Here is a 16,526-nt window from a genome sequence, read left to right on the forward strand (position 1 = left end):
TTGCACGATATTCATAATACTTACTCCCTTTCTCCTCTGATTTTTACATAGTATATAACACTTAATTCTGAATGTAAATACTTTTCGGAAATTCCGTTATTTCTTAATATAAAGCTAATTCCCTTTCATACTCTCCAATTTCTTGTTCATATTGCATCGTAATACTAATTTCGTCTAGACCATTTAATAATTTTTCTTTCCACATTTTCTCGATTGTAAAATGAAACCTGTGCGTATTCGTTGTAATTACCTCATTCTCTAAATCTACTTCTATTTGTTCTCTCACATCAGTTTTGGCAAGTTGTTCTCGCATTACTTTATCCATTACAATTGGTAACATACCATTTTTCATACAATTCATATAAAAAATATCTGCAAACCCTCCGGCGATAATAACGCGGAAGCCATAATCAACAAGTGCCCACGGAGCATGTTCTCTTGAAGAACCGCACCCAAAATTATCACCTGTAATTAATATACTTGCCCCTTTTCTTTCTGGGGCATTAAGAGGAAAATTAGGATTTTCCTGGCGCTCATTATCGTAACGCCACTCATCAAATAAATACTGTCCAAATCCCGTCCTTTCAATTTTCTTTAAATATTGCTTCGGAATAATTTGATCTGTATCAATGTTGTCATTCATAAGTACTGCGGCAGTGCCTTTATGAATACGAAATGGCTCCATCGTAACTCTCCTTTCTAATATCAACAAAATGACCATATAACGCAGCCGCTGCTGCCATTGCTGGGCTAACTAAATGCGTTCGTGCTCCTTTTCCTTGTCTTCCTTCAAAGTTACGATTTGAAGTAGATGCACAATGTTCCCCTTCAGGCACTTGATCCGGATTCATTCCAAGGCACATTGAACATCCAGGCTCCCTCCATTCAAACCCCGCTTCTTCAAATATGCGATGTAATCCTTTTTTCATTGCTGCTTCTCTTACCCTTTTAGACCCAGGCACAACGAGGGCTCGCACACCGTCTTTTACCTTTTTCCCTTTTACAACAGATGCGGCAATTTCTAAATCAGATAGCCTGGAATTTGTACAAGATCCAATGAAAACATGCTGAACTGGAATTTCAAAAGTGCTTTGTCCAGGACTCAATCCCATATACGAAAATGCTCTTTCATCATTTTCATCATGCTTTTCTGGTAATTTTTCATCAATGCGAACACCCATACTAGGATTTGTTCCCCAAGTAACATACGGTGCTAAATCCGTAACATCTATCGAAATATGTAAATCATAAATTGCATCTGAATCTGTATAAAGCTCCGACCATTTTCCCGTAAAAGTTCCATAGTCTTTCGGTGCATATTTACGCCCTTTTACATAAGAAAATGTTTTTTCATCCGGTGCAATGATACCAGCTTTCGCTCCTCCTTCAATTGCCATATTGCAAAGTGTCATTCTCTCTTCCATTTCCATAGCATGAATCGTCTCACCGTAAAATTCCATTACATATCCGGTTCCAACTGCTACGCCGTACTTTGAAAGGAGATGCAAAATAATATCTTTTGCGTAAACACCTTTCTGTAATTTCCCTTTTAGCTCAATGCCCATCGCTTTCGGTTTACGTTGCCATAACGTTTGCGTCGCCAATACATGTTCCACTTCACTCGTACCAATGCCAAATGCTAGCGCTCCGAAAGCACCGTGGGTTGCTGTATGACTATCACCACAAACAATCGTTTTCCCTGGTTGCGTGAGTCCAAGTTCCGGCCCGATAACATGAACGATTCCTTGCTCTTCATCACCAATATCAGCTAATCGCACCTTAAATTGTTTACAATTATCACGAAGTGTATCCAATTGCTGCTTCGCAATACGATCGGTAATATTCCAAACATCTTTCGTTGGAATATTATGATCCATCGTTGCAAATGTTAATTCTGGTCTCCGAACAGTTCTATTTGTAAGCCGCAAGCCTTCAAAGGCTTGCGGTGACGTTACTTCATGAACGAGATGAAGATCGATATATAATAAATCCAATCCATTTTCGTTTGTCGCAACTACATGTCTCTCCCAAAGCTTATCTAGTAATCTTTTTCCCATTATCGTCCCCTCCCTACTAGTGCTTGCTCTTCCATCTCTTGAATAACTGCCTTCGTAAATGAAGTTGTCGTCTCATCTCCCCCAATATCTGCTGTATATTTTCCAGATTGAAGAACTGCAGATATTGCGGATTCAATTGCATACCCTTCTCTCGTTAATCCAAATGATTGCCCAAGCATCATTGCAACAGAACGCATCATTGCAATTGGGTTCGCCTTATTTCTCCCCGCAATATCCGGTGCTGATCCGTGAATAGGCTCATATAACGAAGGACCATTTTCAGCGTGGCTTGCTGATGGAAGCATTCCTAACGATCCTGCTAATACAGAAGCCTCGTCACTTAAAATATCACCAAATAAATTTTCTGTTACGATAACGTCAAATCGACCTGGATTACGAATTAATTCCATAGCGGCTGCATCGACTAGAATATGTTCTAATTCAACATTTGGATAGCGAAGAGCTACTTCTTCCGTAACAGTTCTCCATAGTTTACTAGACTCTAAAACATTCGCCTTATCAATAGATGTAACTTTTTTCTTCCGTTTGCTCGCTAATTGAAAAGCATACGAAACGATACGTTCAATTTCATGACGATGATACGTAAGTGTATCGGTTGCTACTTCATCCGTTCGTTCTTTCGGATAAGAGAAATAAATACCGCCTGTTAATTCACGAACAACAACGAAATCAATTTCATCAGCATTTTTTAATGGCGATAAATGTGCAGTTGCGCTTTCTACCGTTACAGGTCGAACATTCGCAAATACACCAAGTCCTTTTCTTAAAGCTAATAATCCTTTCTCTGGCCTTTCTTTCGCACCATCCCACCGTGGACCACCAACCGCTCCAAGTAAAACCGCATCACTTGCTAAACAAGCGGCAAGTGTTCGCTGTGGTAATGGTTGCCCGGTTAAGTCGATAGCACTCCCGCCGAAGTACTCATCTTGTAAATAAAAATGATGTCCATATAGCCTCTCTACCATATGCAATACTTCCTTCGCACTTTCCATAATTTCCGGACCAACACCATCACCCGCTAAACAAACAATACGTTTTTCCAACTTCAACACTCCTTTAACTGAATTTTCAGAACTTTAATTTGATAAGTGAGGAAAATTCTCCTCACTTATCAAACATTTACTTCACAAGCGTTATAAAAGATTTCAATTTTCCAGCCGCATGAACATATGCTCTTGCTGATGCCTCTAATACATCTTGTGCAACACCAAAACCTGATACTTGATGAATTCCTTCTTTTAATTCAACGTGTACATGGGCCAGTGCATCTTGACCTTGCGTAATAGATTGTATGCGATAATCCGCTAAGTCACATTCTAATCCTAAAATTCTTTGAATTGCATTATAGATTGCTTCTATACTTCCAGAACCAGTTGCTGCATCTTCATACATATTTCCTTCCTCATCTTTTAGTACAACTGTTGCACACTGTGTACTATTGGACACGAAATGTACTTGTAATTGCGTAATACTATATTGTTGTGCCGAAAATGCTGCTTCGCCCAGCATAAGCGCGCGTAAATCTTCTTCTGTAATTTCCTTTTTACGATCAGCCAATTTTTTAAATGCTTCAAACACCGCATCTCGTTCTTCGTTTGTAAATTCATAGCCTAGTTCTTTCATTTTTTCCGTAAATGCATGACGACCAGAATGTTTTCCAAGTACAAATAGATTTTGAGATTCACCTATAAGCGCCGGTTCAATAATTTCATATGTCGTCACTTCTTTTAAAACACCGTCTTGATGAATACCTGATTCATGAGCAAATGCATTTGCTCCAACAATCGCTTTATTTTTTGGTACAACCATACCTGTTAAACGACTTACTAATGTACTTGTCGCTTTAATTTCTTTTAACGTCATAGAAGACTCTGCTTCATAGAAATCTTTTCTAATATGAAGAGCAACTGCGACCTCTTCTAGAGCTGCATTCCCCGCTCTTTCTCCAATTCCATTAATCGTTCCTTCTACTTGTAACGCTCCGCCTTCAACTGCAGCTAATGAATTCGCTACTGCCATCCCAAGATCATCGTGACAGTGACAAGAGAAAATTGCTTTTTCATACGAAGGAACGGATTCTTGTAAGTATTTAAAAAGAGAATAATATTCTTCTGGATTCGTATATCCAACTGTATCAGGAATATTGATTACATTCGCTCCTGCACGAATCGCCACTTCTACTGCTTCAGCTAAAAATGCTCTCGATGTTCTTGTCGCATCTTCTGCTGAAAATTGCACTGTCGGAAATAATGATTTCCCGAGCGTAACCGAGCGATGTATGCTATCTAATACATCTTCTTTTGACATACAAAGCTTATATTTCATATGAATGTCACTTGTAGCTAAAAATACGTGTAAACGAGGAGAGACAGCGCCTTTCACAGCTTCATAGGCTCTTCGAATATCACTTTCTTTCGCTCTAGCTAAACTCATAACCGTAGCATTTTGAATGGTATTTGCGATACGTTTTACCGATTGAAAATCGCCTTCAGAAGCTGCTGCGAATCCCGCTTCCATTACATTAATACCAAGTCTCTCTAGTTGCCTTGCAATCTTTAATTTCTCTTGTTCATTTAAATTAACTCCTGGTGATTGTTCGCCATCACGAAGCGTCGTATCCATGAACAAAATCTGCTTCATATTATTTAATCCCTACCTTTACTCGTGGCTGTACGAAAGGCATCATTTCACGTAATTTACGTCCAACTACTTCGATTTCATGTTCATTTTCTTTCTCATTTGTCGCCTGGAAATTTGGTCTTCCTGCTTTATGCTCTGCAATCCAGCCTCTTGCAAATGTACCATCTTGAATTTCTGCTAACACTTCTCCCATCGCTTTCTTCGTATCTTCAGTAACAACGCGTGGTCCTGATACGAAGTCTCCCCACTGCGCTGTATCTGAAACTGAATATCTCATATTTTCAAGTCCACCTTCGTACATAAGATCAACAATGAGTTTCAATTCATGTAAACATTCAAAATATGCAAGTTCAGGTTGATACCCTGCATCAACTAACGTTTCAAATCCAGCTTTTACTAGTGCAGTTACTCCGCCGCAAAGCACAGCTTGCTCTCCAAATAAATCCGTTTCTGTTTCTTCCTTAAACGTTGTTTCTAATACACCAGCTCTCGTCGCTCCAATTCCATCAGCATAAGAAAGTGCTTTTTCAGTCGCAACTCCTGTTGCATCTTGATATACTGCAAATAGTGCTGGAACAGCTCCTCCTTCAGCAAATGTACGGCGTACGAGATGCCCTGGACCTTTTGGCGCTACTAGAAATACATCTACATTCGCTGGTGGTTTCACTTGATCAAAGTGTACATTAAACCCGTGTGCAAAAATGAGAGAATTTCCTGCCTTTAAATTTGGCGCAATTTCCGCTTCATATACTTCTGGCTGCAGTTCATCCGGTAGTAAAATCATTACTACATCAGCCTGCTTTGCTGCTTCCGCTACTGTATATACAGAAAAGCCATCTTCTTTCGCTTTATCCCAAGACTTTCCTTTTCTTAAACCTACTACTACATCAAATCCGTTATCACGTAAGTTTTGCGCATGCGCATGACCTTGCGAACCATATCCAATGATTGCTACTTTCTTTTCCTTTAATACATTTACCGTTACATCTTTCTCATAATAAACTTTCGCCATTTTCATTTCCCCCTATATTTAAATGATTATTGAATTAACATAACTTGCTTATCTTGCTTTTTCATACTGCGTGTAAATGCTGTTACACCTGTTCTAGCAATTTCTTTCAAACCGTATGGACGAAGTAATTCAATTAACGCTTCTACTTTCTCCTGGGTACCTGTTACTTGCACCACTATGGAATCCTTTCCAACATCTATTACAGCGGCTCGGAACGGTTCAATTAAACTATATAATTCTGCTCTTGTTACACTTGAGGTTGCCACTTTAATAAGCGCAAGTTCTCTAGCAATCATTGCTTCTTCTGTAATATCAGATACTTTTAGGACATCGATTTGCTTATGCAGTTGTTTAATTAACTGTTCAACCTGCTGTTCACTTTCAACATGTACAACAATCGTCATCCTTGAAATGTCCGACGATTCCGTATGCCCTACTGAAATACTTTCAATATTAAAATGTCTACGTGTCATAACACCTGTAATTCGATTTAACACACCGCTTTGATTTCGAACTGTCGCTGTAACAATTCTCTTCACCTTTTCTCCACTCCCTCCATTTGGTGAACCCCTTTTCCTGGAGCAACCATCGGCATAACCTTTTCAGATTGAAGTACGCGGCAATCAATTACGACTGGCTCTTGTAATTCAATCACATGTTGTAATTGCTTCTTTGCAAGAAGTGGATCATCAATACGGACGCCTTTTATGCCGTATGCATTCGCAAGGGCAACAAAATCTGGTTGACATGGCAATAAAGAATATGAATATCTTTGATTATAAAACTCATCTTGCCATTGTCTTACCATTCCTAAAGCTTCATTATTTAAAATAAACACTTTAACTGGTAAAGAATGCTCTTTTAATACACTTAGTTCTTGCAGGGTCATTTGAAATCCCGCATCACCGACAATGGCAATAACTAATTCTTCTGGCTTTGCAATTTGTGCACCAATTGCTGCTGGAAATCCGAAGCCCATTGTTCCTAAGCCTCCAGAAGTTACCCATTTATCTGGATTTTTCAGCGGATAATATTGAGCTGCCCACATTTGATGTTGCCCAACATCTGTCGTTACAATCGCTTCCCCTTTCGTAATTTCATATAGCATATCAATTGCATATTGCGGCTTAATACATTCCGAATGCTCTTTGTAAGAAAGAGGGTATTTTTCTTTTCTACTATTCAATAATGAGAGCCAATCATTGTGATTTACTTCCCCTTCCTTAAAGTTGAGTAGAGCTTCTAATGCTTGCTTCGCACTCGCAACAATTGGAATTTCAGTCGGCACATTTTTTCCGATCTCCGCTGGATCAATATCTATATGTGCGACAATCGCTTCTTTAGCAAAATAAGCTAAATTTCCAGTAAGACGATCGTCAAATCTCGCTCCTATATTTATAAGTAAATCACATTCATATAACGCCATATTAGCCGTGTAAGAACCGTGCATTCCTCCCATCCCAAGAAATAATTTATCATCTGGCGGAAAACCACCAAGACCAAGTAATGTATGCACAACAGGAATTTGATATTTACGAGCAAAGCTTGTTAATTCTTTCGATGCCTTTGCATGCAATACACCTGCTCCAGCTAAAATTAACGGTTTTTTTGATGCCGCAATCGCTTGTAATAATTTGTTTATTTGTAGTAGATTCGGTTCGTAATTAGGCTGGTATCCTGGTAAATCCATTTGTACATCACTACATCGCTCACCTTTCTCTACTACCATATCTTTCGGAAGGTCAATTACGACTGGGCCTGGTCTTCCTGTTCTAGCGATATGAAATGCTTCTTTAATAATTCGGGGTAAATCCGATGCTTTTCGTACTTGATAATTATGTTTCGTCACCGGCATCGTAAGCCCCATAATATCAGCTTCTTGGAAAGCATCACTCCCGATTAACGTTGTTGCTACTTGCCCTGTAAATACAACAAGTGGCAATGAATCAATCATCGCGTCAGCTAGACCAGTAATAACATTTGTAGCACCAGGCCCGCTTGTTGCAATTACAACTCCTGGATTTCCTGTAATTCTTGCATATCCTTCAGCGGCATGAATTGCACCTTGTTCATGCCGCGTTAAAATATGCGGAATCTCACAATCATAAAGCGCATCATATAGAGGTAAAACAGCACCACCCGGATAACCGAAAATCACTTCTACCCTTTCCTTTTCTAACGCTTCTAACAATAGCTGTGCACCAGTTGCCAGTTTCTCTTCTGTTTTTGAAGACATTTTTCTTATAAGCCCCCTTTTTATACCCTTTATAAAATAAAAAAATCCTACGTCCACACTCCAGCTATGTGCTGAAGGGACGAAAGATTTCGCGGTACCACCCTTCTTCGCAAGAATACTCTTGCCTCAGTGACTCGGGATGAGTCTAGCTAATAACGGAGCTACCGTCTAAGCCTAGACAAATGCTTCAGCTTAGCACTCAAGGGCGATGTTCGTCGACGTGAACCATCGGTTTTCAGCAACCACCGACTCTCTGTGAGGCTTCACAATCAACTACTCCTCCCTATCAACGTTTTATCATGTCATAAAGGGTTATTATCCAACTTTATTTTCTTCGTAAATTTTCTCACCATCTTCTACAACTAATTTACGAAATTCTTCTAATAGACGATTTGTATGTGGACCTGTTTTTCCTAAACCAATCGTTCTACCATCTACTGTCGTAACAGCAATGACTTCAGCAGCTGTTCCTGTTAAAAATACTTCATCAGCTACATATACATCGTGCCTTGTAAATAATTCTTCTCTTACGTCATATCCAAGCTTTTCGCCGATTTCTAAAATTGCGTTTCGTGTAATACCTTCTAACGCCCCAGCAGAACTTGGCGGTGTAATTAATTTATTTCCTTTTACAATAAATACGTTATCTCCAGATCCTTCAGCTACGTACCCTTGATCATTTAACATAAGTGCTTCTTGTACTCCAGCTAATTTCGCTTCAATGCGAACTAAAATATTATTTAAGTAATTTAAAGATTTTACTTGAGGCGACAACACATCTGGGCGATTACGACGCGTTGCAACTGTTATAATTGGAATCCCTTTTTCATAATATTCTTGTGGGAATAAAGATAGTTGTTCTGCAATTACTACTACGTTTGGTTTTGTACAAGAATCGGGATCTAATCCAAGATTCCCTGGTCCTCTTGACACAACTAGCCGGATATATCCATTAGATAGTTTGTTATGTCGAATCGTTTCAACAACGATCTTCGTTGCTTCTTCTAACGTATATGGAATTTCTAACATGATGGATTTCGCTGATTCATATAATCGGACAAGATGCTCTCTCAAACGGAAAACATTACCGCTATACACCCTAATCCCTTCGAACACTCCATCGCCATATAAATAGCCATGATCATATACTGAAACTTTTGCTTCGTCTTTTGGAACAAATTCTCCATTTAAGAAAATCCATTGCTCGTTCACTGGAAAGCGCCCCCTATGTTCTATGAGTTTTTTATTGTTTCCTAGTTTACTCTCCTTTCTAAATAAATCAAGTGAATTTTTAGAAAATTTATAATTTTTAATCATACGTACATCTTTGATTATATTGATTTAACAGCATTGTTAACGTTTACAAAAAGTCAAAAAATTTTTTTCGCCAATTTCCACTAAAAAAAATATTTGTTTAAAAGAAGGATTTGTGTCAATTGATACGAATCTATTGTATTCAATAAACGGACGTCCGTTTTTATAAATTCGGGAATATACAACGACTTTTGCTGAAAAAGGGGGAAAATAATAAAAATAACGCTGTCTAAAAATAACATTCATATTTTTCATTTCGTAATCATAATCCTATTTTTAAAAAACAATTTGTCAAAATGAAGGAGGAAATCAATATGGCGTGTGTACAAATTAAAGGAACGAGACAAGAGGTAGTAGAAATGCTTCAACTATTTGATCTAATGGATACGAAAGGTTTTTGTAAATTCGATAATTATGTAGAGGTAGAACCAAATAATAAAGAACATAATAATTTTATTGCTTCAATCGACATTCATTCAAATACTTCTTCCGCCCAAGATACTTTAAACGATCAATTCGTAAGTCAAATGCTTACTGGTGTATATAACGACTAAACAAATATTCTCTTCCTACCATCTTTTCATAAATATATAGTAAAAACTTGAGCATACTAACGACTAGATGGTAGGAGGTGAGAATTATGGCTAGAATTGGCGTTGAAAACTCGTTAACAGATGTTCAACAAGCTCTTCAGCAACATGGACATGAAGTCGTTACACTTAACTCAGAACACGATGCACAGGGGTGCGATTGTTGTGTTGTAACTGGGCAAGATTCTAATATGATGGGTATTGCAGATACATCAATAAAAGGATCGGTAATTACAGCTCATGGTTTAACAACAGATGAAATTTGTCAGCAGGTTGAAAGTCGCATTTAAATTTTTACAAATCACAATACACAAAAGAAAGAGGGCTCCTTTTCAAAAGGAGCCCTCTTTTTTATATTCACCTAACGGGAAAGTAACATATACTGGATGAAAGCCCTACCTCTCTCTCATCATTACGGTTCCACTGACCGCTCCTTGATTCACTAGTATACATATAAAGCTTACATATACAATTTATAGGGTTTGTTCACAAAAGTTGTTGGTAAGACTACCCGATCTTTCGCAAACTTTTCGTATTATATTCATAAGATTTATTTACTTTACACTAGCTTTAACCGAGACACGAATTAAAATTATAACACCAATATAATAACTTGTCAACATTTTTTACAAATTAAAAACAGACATTAACGGTTTGTCTGTTTTAGAATGGGGCTTTTTCTTTTATTACATATACAACAAAACCGCTTACTAACATAAATAAGCCAACTACTAAGTTTTTGATATTAATCATAAATTCCTCTCCCTTATTCCACACATCATATATATTTACAGTTCAATTATTCCGATCATCCTAAAGCGCACTTTTTCTAATATATCATAATTCCTAAAAAATGCAAGTTCACTTGTGGCGACCATTTACAAATTTATCTACAGTGCTTGGTACAGTATTTAGAGCTTTTTCAATTAAATGTGTACTACTATTGAGATGCAATACTTGCACACCGTTAGAACCAACTACTAAAAAAGCAACTGGGCTAATAGAAACCCCAGCCCCGCTTCCGCCTCCGAATGGATGACTTTGCTTGTTCTCTTTATGCTGCCCTTGTCCGCCATTATGTTTTTCAGAAATAAAATCCCCTTTAAAGTCACTTCCACCAGCTCCAAAACCGAAAGCCACTTGAGACACTGTTAATACTACATTTCCGTCAGCTGTTGAAACTGGACTTCCAACAATCGTATTTACATCTACCATCTCTTTTAAATTTGTCATTGCTGTTTTCATTAAATTTTCAATTGGATGTTCCATTATGTATTGCACCCTTTCCTCATTATTCTTTTTTATACTTTCCAAAATAGAGGAAGTCATACTTAGTTTTCCTATTTTGAAAAAACATTTTTACTTTCCAATTGGATATTACTCCCTGTATAGGCTCGGATAAAGTGAAACTTTAATTAGCCCTCACCAATCGGGCGTTTACGGGCAGCCCGACTCCCACCTAACTTCTTCGCTCCATCCGAATTTTGAGGCGGGAGTCTTACTGCTCGCAAATAGTGGGATAAAAACAGTAAAGAGAAACATACTATTATTGAACCTTGTTATGAAAGGAGTCCTTACTTTGACTGAGAAATTTGATGAATATAAGAAAAGAGATCGAATAGATAGTGATTATAGTGACTATAAAGAAGAATACGCAGCTGAAGTTGCACCACAGCGTATTGATTATGATGATAAAGATAACGATGATGTAAGATCGTCTGCAGCTGGATCGACTGCTGGTTTTATTGCTCTTGCTTTAGCAATATTATCGCTATTTACATTCCCAACACTGTTTGGTCTTGTGTCTGTTTTACTCGGTATTTACGCATATAATCGTGGGGCTACTGTAACTGGCGGTATCGCTGCCATTGTAGGTGGTATCGCTGCACTCATTGCGATTTTATTCCGAGTGGCGCTTATTGGGTTATTGTTCTCTCTTTTTTAAAATGAAAAAGGTATCTCGCTTTATGCGGGATACCTTATCCTGTAAATACATCTTCTGATGGATATTTAATTTTTTGTTTCGCTGGTCGTGCCAAAGAGAAAACAAGTGTTAACGGTCCGATTAATCCACAAAACATAACAAACATAATAATACATTTTCCAAACGCCGATAGCTTCGCAGTAATCCCCATTGTTAACCCTACTGTGCCAAACGCTGAAATTGTCTCAAATAATAACTGAATAAAACTGAAGTCTTCTGTAAGCATTAATACAAATACCGCTGTGAAAATAAGTATTTGACTAGCAACGACAATCGCTAACGCTCTCGTTACTGTCGACATTTTAATCGTACGATGAAATAAAATAAAATCCTCTTTCTTTCTAAAGAAAGAAAGAACTGATGTAATTAAAATAACGAATGTCGTTAACTTAATTCCACCACCTGTCGATACACTTCCTGCACCAATAAACATTAGTATCATCGTAAATAATATCGATGACTCTTCCATTCCGCCATAATCTATCGTGTTAAAACCGGCTGTACGAGGTGTAATTCCTTGGAAGAACGAAGCCCATAACTTTTCATTTAAAGGTAGTTGTCCCAAAGTCTTCACATTATTATATTCCAATACAAAAATCACAATCATCGCAATAATGTTAAGTGCTATCGTTCCAACAATCATGATTTTGGAGTGAAGCGATAATTTTCGGAAGCTGCGGCTATACCATATATCAATTAATACCGTAAACCCTAGCCCTCCTATTACAATTAAAGAACAAATCCCAATATTAATAATAGGATCTCCTACATATCTTGTTAAATTATCTGACCAAAGCGCAAAACCGGCATTATTATATGACGCAATAACGTGAAAAATACTATAGTATAAACCTTTTCCAAATCCAAACTCTGGAATAAAGCGAATCGATAAAAAGATAACTCCAATTAGCTCGATACAAATAGAAAAAATAAAAACTCGTTTCACTAATTTCACAAGACCACCAATATTTGTTTGATTAAATGCTTCTCCAATTAATAATCGGTGACGTAAACCAATTTTTTTACCTAATACCCAAACAATTAAAATGGCTATCGTCATAAGACCGAGACCACCTGTTTGAATTAAAAACATAATAACTATTTCACCAAACATCGTAAATGTACTTGCAGTATCTACAACGCCTAAACCCGTTACAGTCGCTGCCGACGTAGCTGTGAAGAAAGCATCTACCCAACTAATATGTACTTTCGTTGCAAACGGTAACTTTAATAACAATCCTCCGACCACAATTAAACAAAAAAAGCCTAATGCTAAAATTTGTGGTGGATTTAATCGTATAAAACGATTATACAACCCTTGTTTTTTTGCTACTTCCATATCACTAACTCCCTTTATCAAGTGAAGCTTTTATCCCCTCATAAATAAAGACTCTTTAAGAGCCTACAAGTAGCGGGATAACCCTTATATTCTCATAATATAGTTGAGCATAATCCTTTTTTTCATAGATTTCAACTTTTATTTATATTCAGATTCCTATCATTTTACAAAAGAATATTTTCTATTATATCTCCACTTATACTATAACTCTTACATCAACAACTATTTTACCCCTTTTTCAAATTCCCATATCTTTCACGCCAAGTTCACACGAGGGTCACATATACCTTTTATAGTATACGTATCGGAGCTGTTCCTCCCTAATTTATAAGACATTCCCCAGTGTCTTGAACAGCTTTCCATCCCTAATTAAATTGACATAAATTGTCCCCTTCCCTTGGCCATCATGTGATGGTCTTATTTTTTTTACTCTCTCTTTCTTCTTACTTAAAACTCCCTCTTTCTTTCACTCTATGTTCACATCTAGGTCACATCTATCTTTTATAGTATATGTATCGAAGCTGTTCCTCCCTAATTTATAAGACATTCCCCAGTGTCTTGAACAGCTTTCCATCCCTAATTAAATTGACATAAATTGTCCCCTTCCCTAGGCCATCATGTGATGGTCTTATTTTTTTACTCTCTCTTTCTTCTTACTTAAAACTCCCTCTCTCTTTCACTCTATGTTCACATCTAGGTCACATCTATCTTTTATAGTATATGTATCGAAGCTGTTCCTCCCTAATTTATAAGACATTCCCCAGTGTCTTTGAATAGCTTCCATCCCTAATTAAATTGACATAAATTGTCCCCTTCCCTTGACCATCCTATGATGGTCTTATTTTTTATTCTCTCTACCTTCTTACTTAAAACTCCCTTTCCCTTTCACTCTATGTACACATCAAAGTCACATATATCTTTTATAGTATATATATCGAAGCTGTTCCTCCCTAATTTATAAGACATTCCCCAGTGTCTTGAATAGCTTCCATCCCTAATTAAATTGACATAAATTGTCCCCTTCCCTAGGCCATCATGTGATGGCCTATTTTGTTTTCCACATACATAATTTAACTCTCTTCGCTTATCTCAACAAAATCGGCCTATCTATATTCAAATAGATATTTCCGCACAAAATATTCAGAAAATATTGTCAAAATAGGTATTTTTTCGGTACAATTAATTTAGAAAGCAATTCCACAAAAACAAGGGGGGATTTTATTGAAACAAACAAAAGCAATCTTAATTGCATTATTTCTCGGTCTAGTTGTTGGACTCACTTTAAATTTAGCTGCTCCATCCATTTTTGAGCCATTAAATCAATATGTGTTCAATCCACTTGGTCAATTGTTTATTCGCCTCATTAAAATGCTAGTTGTTCCTGTTGTATTCATTTCTATCGTACTTGGGGCTGCCGGTCTTGGAGATCCGAAACAGCTTGGAAGAATCGGCTTAAAATCAATTTCATTCTTTCTCGTAACAACAGCAGTTGCCATCTCCATTGCGGTTACATTCGCACTTATTATAAAACCAGGGGCTGGCGGTAACTTTAAAACAGAAGGGCTTAAGTATGAAGGTGCAAAAACTGAGACATTTTTCGTTGATACATTGCTGAATATTGTACCAGATAATCCAGCAAAGGCGATGGCTGATGGAAACATGTTACAAATTATTGCCTTTGCCGTATTGATCGGACTCGGTATAGCTATTTTAGGAAAACGAGTCCAAGGTATCCATTCATTACTTGAACAGGGCAACGAATTAATGATGTATCTTGTTAATCTCGTTATGAAATTAGCTCCCATCGGAACATTTGGATTGCTCGCTTCATCCGTTGGTAAAATGGGTCTTGCAGGCGTCGCTGCGATGTTCAAGTATATGATTGTCGTTATGTTGGTACTCATTATTCACGGTGTCTTCGTATACGGCGGCTTATTAAAGGTATTGGCAAAAGAAAGTATTATTCGTTTCTTTAAACATTTTGGACCGGTAATGGCAATTGGGTTTAGTACATCTAGCTCTAATGCATCTCTTCCATTTGCAATGAAAACTGCACAAGAAAAACTTGGAGTTCCAAAAGCGATAAGCTCTTTTGTACAACCACTAGGTGCAACGATTAATATGGATGGTACTGCCATTATGCAGGGTGTCGCGACTGTATTTATCGCTCAAGTATACGGGGTTGAACTTACATTACCGCAATTAGCTATGGTCGTATTAACTGCAGTACTCGCTAGTATCGGTACTGCAGGTGTACCAGGTGTTGGACTAGTAATGCTTACGATGGTTTTAAATCAAGTAAATCTACCAGTAGAAGGTATTGCTTTAATTATTGGTATCGACCGCATTCTTGATATGTCGAGAACAGCTGTAAATATTTCTGGCGATGCAATTTGCGCAATGATTGTTTCAAAATCAGAAGAAAAATATAATACGGATCAATCTGCAGCATCTTAAATCAAAAAAGGAGTGAAATGATTCACTCCTTTTTTGATTTACTTCCTTTTTTCGAACGATATTCTTTTCCTTTGTTATCATTTCCAGTCTCAAATTCAGCACTAAACTCTTGCTGAAATTGCCCTGATTTCGGTGAGCCTTGATTTCCGCTCCCTTTACTACCATTTCGATTTGTCATATTTCTGTCCCCTTTCCTTTACTAGTAGTATGTTACATATTTTCTTTTTTATAATCTTTTACATACGAAAGAAGACCTTCCTCATATAAGGAAGGCCTTCTCCTTCACTACGTAAGCGTTTTCTCACTTGTAATGAATTAAATAAGTTTTTTAGAAATTGATATCATTATATTCATTTCTTCTTCTGAAAGTGTAGAGAATCTTTCTTGTAAATATTGTTTTTTTGCACCTTCCATTTTCGCAACTAAATCTTTCCCTTGTTCTGTAATCTCCAAATATACAACTCGGCGATCTGACGTAGAACGTGAACGAGTTACAAAACCTTTATTAATTAATTTTTCTGTGACAGCTGTAATATGACTATTCGACACATTTAACTCATTCGCTACACGTGATACCATTTCTTTATTCGTACGATTCAATATTCTAAGGACGATGAACTCATTCCACGGTATGTAACCACCAAATATTTTTCCGATATCATTACGCAACGTGCGGAACATAGCAAAAACATTTGTCGATAGTTCTTCCATTAATTGCTCTCGATTTTGAGACAACTTTGACAGCCCCTTTTATTTCATTTAGTTAAATAAAAACCTTATTAATAATTTTACATGAAATCTTACTTTTTGTCACCTTATTTTCCCATAATCCGTAGTTTTTTAACAGATATTTCATGGTACAATGAAATTGATTTT

Annotated in this window: 18 protein-coding genes and 1 other annotated feature; of the genes, 4 read left to right on the forward strand and 14 right to left on the reverse strand. The window is 37.2% G+C overall.

The genetic code is table 11. The annotated features are described in order from the left end of the window. Positions 1-103: 103 nt before the first annotated feature. The 9 genes from leuD to ACP6L7_RS05240 form a co-directional block, all read right to left on the reverse strand. On the reverse strand, positions 104-685 hold the full coding sequence (leuD, locus tag ACP6L7_RS05200) for a 3-isopropylmalate dehydratase small subunit (protein WP_097831797.1): 582 nt from the start codon (positions 683-685) through the stop codon (positions 104-106). Continuing rightward, the gene (gene leuC, locus ACP6L7_RS05205; RefSeq protein WP_097831798.1) at positions 663-2,057 is read right to left on the reverse strand and encodes a 3-isopropylmalate dehydratase large subunit; all 1,395 of its coding nucleotides are present in this window, start codon (positions 2,055-2,057) and stop codon (positions 663-665) included. Before leuC ends, leuD begins: the two co-directional genes overlap by 23 nt. Next, the gene (gene leuB, locus ACP6L7_RS05210; protein WP_097831799.1) at positions 2,057-3,121 is read right to left on the reverse strand and encodes a 3-isopropylmalate dehydrogenase; all 1,065 of its coding nucleotides are present in this window, start codon (positions 3,119-3,121) and stop codon (positions 2,057-2,059) included. Before leuB ends, leuC begins: the two co-directional genes overlap by 1 nt. Before the next feature lie 76 nt (positions 3,122-3,197). After that, positions 3,198-4,718 carry a 2-isopropylmalate synthase gene (leuA, locus tag ACP6L7_RS05215; protein WP_097831800.1) on the reverse strand — a complete coding sequence of 507 codons (1,521 nt, stop codon included), beginning with the start codon at positions 4,716-4,718 and terminating at the stop codon, positions 3,198-3,200. Between the two features lies 1 nt (position 4,719). Continuing rightward, positions 4,720-5,730, reverse strand: coding sequence for a ketol-acid reductoisomerase (gene ilvC, locus ACP6L7_RS05220; RefSeq protein ID WP_097831801.1), 1,011 nt, complete (start codon positions 5,728-5,730; stop codon positions 4,720-4,722). 26 nt (positions 5,731-5,756) lie between these two features. Continuing rightward, on the reverse strand, positions 5,757-6,269 hold the full coding sequence (ilvN, locus tag ACP6L7_RS05225; protein ID WP_000822951.1) for an acetolactate synthase small subunit: 513 nt from the start codon (positions 6,267-6,269) through the stop codon (positions 5,757-5,759). Beyond that, complete coding sequence (ilvB, locus tag ACP6L7_RS05230; RefSeq protein ID WP_097831802.1) at positions 6,266-7,966, reverse strand: acetolactate synthase large subunit; 1,701 nt, start codon at positions 7,964-7,966, stop codon at positions 6,266-6,268. Before ilvB ends, ilvN begins: the two co-directional genes overlap by 4 nt. 72 nt (positions 7,967-8,038) lie before the next feature. Continuing rightward, positions 8,039-8,265, reverse strand: a binding site (T-box leader). Between the two features lie 16 nt (positions 8,266-8,281). Beyond that, positions 8,282-9,178 carry a branched-chain-amino-acid transaminase gene (gene ilvE / locus ACP6L7_RS05235; RefSeq protein WP_001005501.1) on the reverse strand — a complete coding sequence of 299 codons (897 nt, stop codon included), beginning with the start codon at positions 9,176-9,178 and terminating at the stop codon, positions 8,282-8,284. Between the two features lie 141 nt (positions 9,179-9,319). Then, entirely contained in the window at positions 9,320-9,535 is a 216-nt protein-coding gene (locus ACP6L7_RS05240) for a hypothetical protein (RefSeq protein WP_141533334.1), read from the reverse strand. A 59-nt stretch (positions 9,536-9,594) separates the two neighbouring features. Here ACP6L7_RS05240 and ACP6L7_RS05245 point away from each other — a divergent pair, with 59 nt between their 5' ends. Next, on the forward strand, positions 9,595-9,834 hold the full coding sequence (locus ACP6L7_RS05245) for a DUF3911 family protein (protein ID WP_000752504.1): 240 nt from the start codon (positions 9,595-9,597) through the stop codon (positions 9,832-9,834). 86 nt (positions 9,835-9,920) lie between these two features. Then, positions 9,921-10,160, forward strand: coding sequence for a YkuS family protein (locus ACP6L7_RS05250; protein ID WP_002149532.1), 240 nt, complete (start codon positions 9,921-9,923; stop codon positions 10,158-10,160). Between the two features lie 373 nt (positions 10,161-10,533). Here the strand turns inward: ACP6L7_RS05250 and ACP6L7_RS05255 are convergent, their stop codons facing one another. Then, positions 10,534-10,623: a hypothetical protein gene (locus ACP6L7_RS05255; RefSeq protein WP_000608227.1), complete on the reverse strand. Its 90-nt coding sequence runs from the start codon at positions 10,621-10,623 to the stop codon at positions 10,534-10,536. A 108-nt stretch (positions 10,624-10,731) separates the two neighbouring features. Further along, a complete protein-coding gene (gene ytfJ / locus ACP6L7_RS05260) occupies positions 10,732-11,199 on the reverse strand; it encodes a GerW family sporulation protein (protein ID WP_097831804.1) in 468 nt (155 codons plus the stop codon). Between the two features lie 250 nt (positions 11,200-11,449). On the opposite strand from ytfJ, the gene ACP6L7_RS05265 reads away from it, so the two are divergent. Continuing rightward, entirely contained in the window at positions 11,450-11,815 is a 366-nt protein-coding gene (locus ACP6L7_RS05265; RefSeq protein ID WP_000136552.1) for a hypothetical protein, read from the forward strand. Between the two features lie 34 nt (positions 11,816-11,849). On the opposite strand, the gene ACP6L7_RS05270 is transcribed toward ACP6L7_RS05265, so the two are convergent. Further along, a complete protein-coding gene (locus tag ACP6L7_RS05270; RefSeq protein ID WP_098361684.1) occupies positions 11,850-13,193 on the reverse strand; it encodes a TrkH family potassium uptake protein in 1,344 nt (447 codons plus the stop codon). A 1,221-nt stretch (positions 13,194-14,414) separates the two neighbouring features. On the opposite strand from ACP6L7_RS05270, the gene ACP6L7_RS05275 reads away from it, so the two are divergent. Further along, complete coding sequence (locus tag ACP6L7_RS05275; protein ID WP_097831806.1) at positions 14,415-15,650, forward strand: dicarboxylate/amino acid:cation symporter; 1,236 nt, start codon at positions 14,415-14,417, stop codon at positions 15,648-15,650. Positions 15,651-15,672: 22 nt separating this feature from the next. On the opposite strand, the gene ACP6L7_RS05280 is transcribed toward ACP6L7_RS05275, so the two are convergent. Both ACP6L7_RS05280 and ACP6L7_RS05285 read right to left on the reverse strand, forming a co-directional pair. Further along, complete coding sequence (locus tag ACP6L7_RS05280) at positions 15,673-15,828, reverse strand: hypothetical protein (protein ID WP_000184931.1); 156 nt, start codon at positions 15,826-15,828, stop codon at positions 15,673-15,675. A gap of 137 nt (positions 15,829-15,965) precedes the next feature. Further along, positions 15,966-16,385, reverse strand: coding sequence for a MarR family winged helix-turn-helix transcriptional regulator (locus ACP6L7_RS05285; RefSeq protein ID WP_000081439.1), 420 nt, complete (start codon positions 16,383-16,385; stop codon positions 15,966-15,968). Between the last annotated feature and the right edge of the window lie 141 nt (positions 16,386-16,526).

It is taken from the genome of Bacillus silvicola (assembly GCF_050524305.1).
Taxonomy (GTDB): domain Bacteria; phylum Bacillota; class Bacilli; order Bacillales; family Bacillaceae_G; genus Bacillus_A; species Bacillus_A cereus_AT.

What these genes read in the sequence shown, in the direction of transcription:
- leuD (WP_097831797.1), bottom strand. Translation starts at nt 685, where the DNA reads ATGGAGCCATTTCGTATTCATAAAGGCACTGCCGCAGTACTTATGAAT.
- leuC (WP_097831798.1), bottom strand. Translation starts at nt 2,057, where the DNA reads ATGGGAAAAAGATTACTAGATAAGCTTTGGGAGAGACATGTAGTTGCG.
- leuA (WP_097831800.1), bottom strand. Translation starts at nt 4,718, where the DNA reads ATGAAGCAGATTTTGTTCATGGATACGACGCTTCGTGATGGCGAACAA.
- ilvC (WP_097831801.1), bottom strand. Translation starts at nt 5,730, where the DNA reads ATGGCGAAAGTTTATTATGAGAAAGATGTAACGGTAAATGTATTAAAG.
- ilvB (WP_097831802.1), bottom strand. Translation starts at nt 7,966, where the DNA reads ATGTCTTCAAAAACAGAAGAGAAACTGGCAACTGGTGCACAGCTATTG.
- ACP6L7_RS05240 (WP_141533334.1), bottom strand. Translation starts at nt 9,535, where the DNA reads ATGAAAAATATGAATGTTATTTTTAGACAGCGTTATTTTTATTATTTT.
- ACP6L7_RS05245 (WP_000752504.1), top strand. Translation starts at nt 9,595, where the DNA reads ATGGCGTGTGTACAAATTAAAGGAACGAGACAAGAGGTAGTAGAAATG.
- ACP6L7_RS05250 (WP_002149532.1), top strand. Translation starts at nt 9,921, where the DNA reads ATGGCTAGAATTGGCGTTGAAAACTCGTTAACAGATGTTCAACAAGCT.
- ACP6L7_RS05255 (WP_000608227.1), bottom strand. Translation starts at nt 10,623, where the DNA reads ATGATTAATATCAAAAACTTAGTAGTTGGCTTATTTATGTTAGTAAGC.
- ytfJ (WP_097831804.1), bottom strand. Translation starts at nt 11,199, where the DNA reads ATGACTTCCTCTATTTTGGAAAGTATAAAAAAGAATAATGAGGAAAGG.
- ACP6L7_RS05270 (WP_098361684.1), bottom strand. Translation starts at nt 13,193, where the DNA reads ATGGAAGTAGCAAAAAAACAAGGGTTGTATAATCGTTTTATACGATTA.
- ACP6L7_RS05280 (WP_000184931.1), bottom strand. Translation starts at nt 15,828, where the DNA reads ATGACAAATCGAAATGGTAGTAAAGGGAGCGGAAATCAAGGCTCACCG.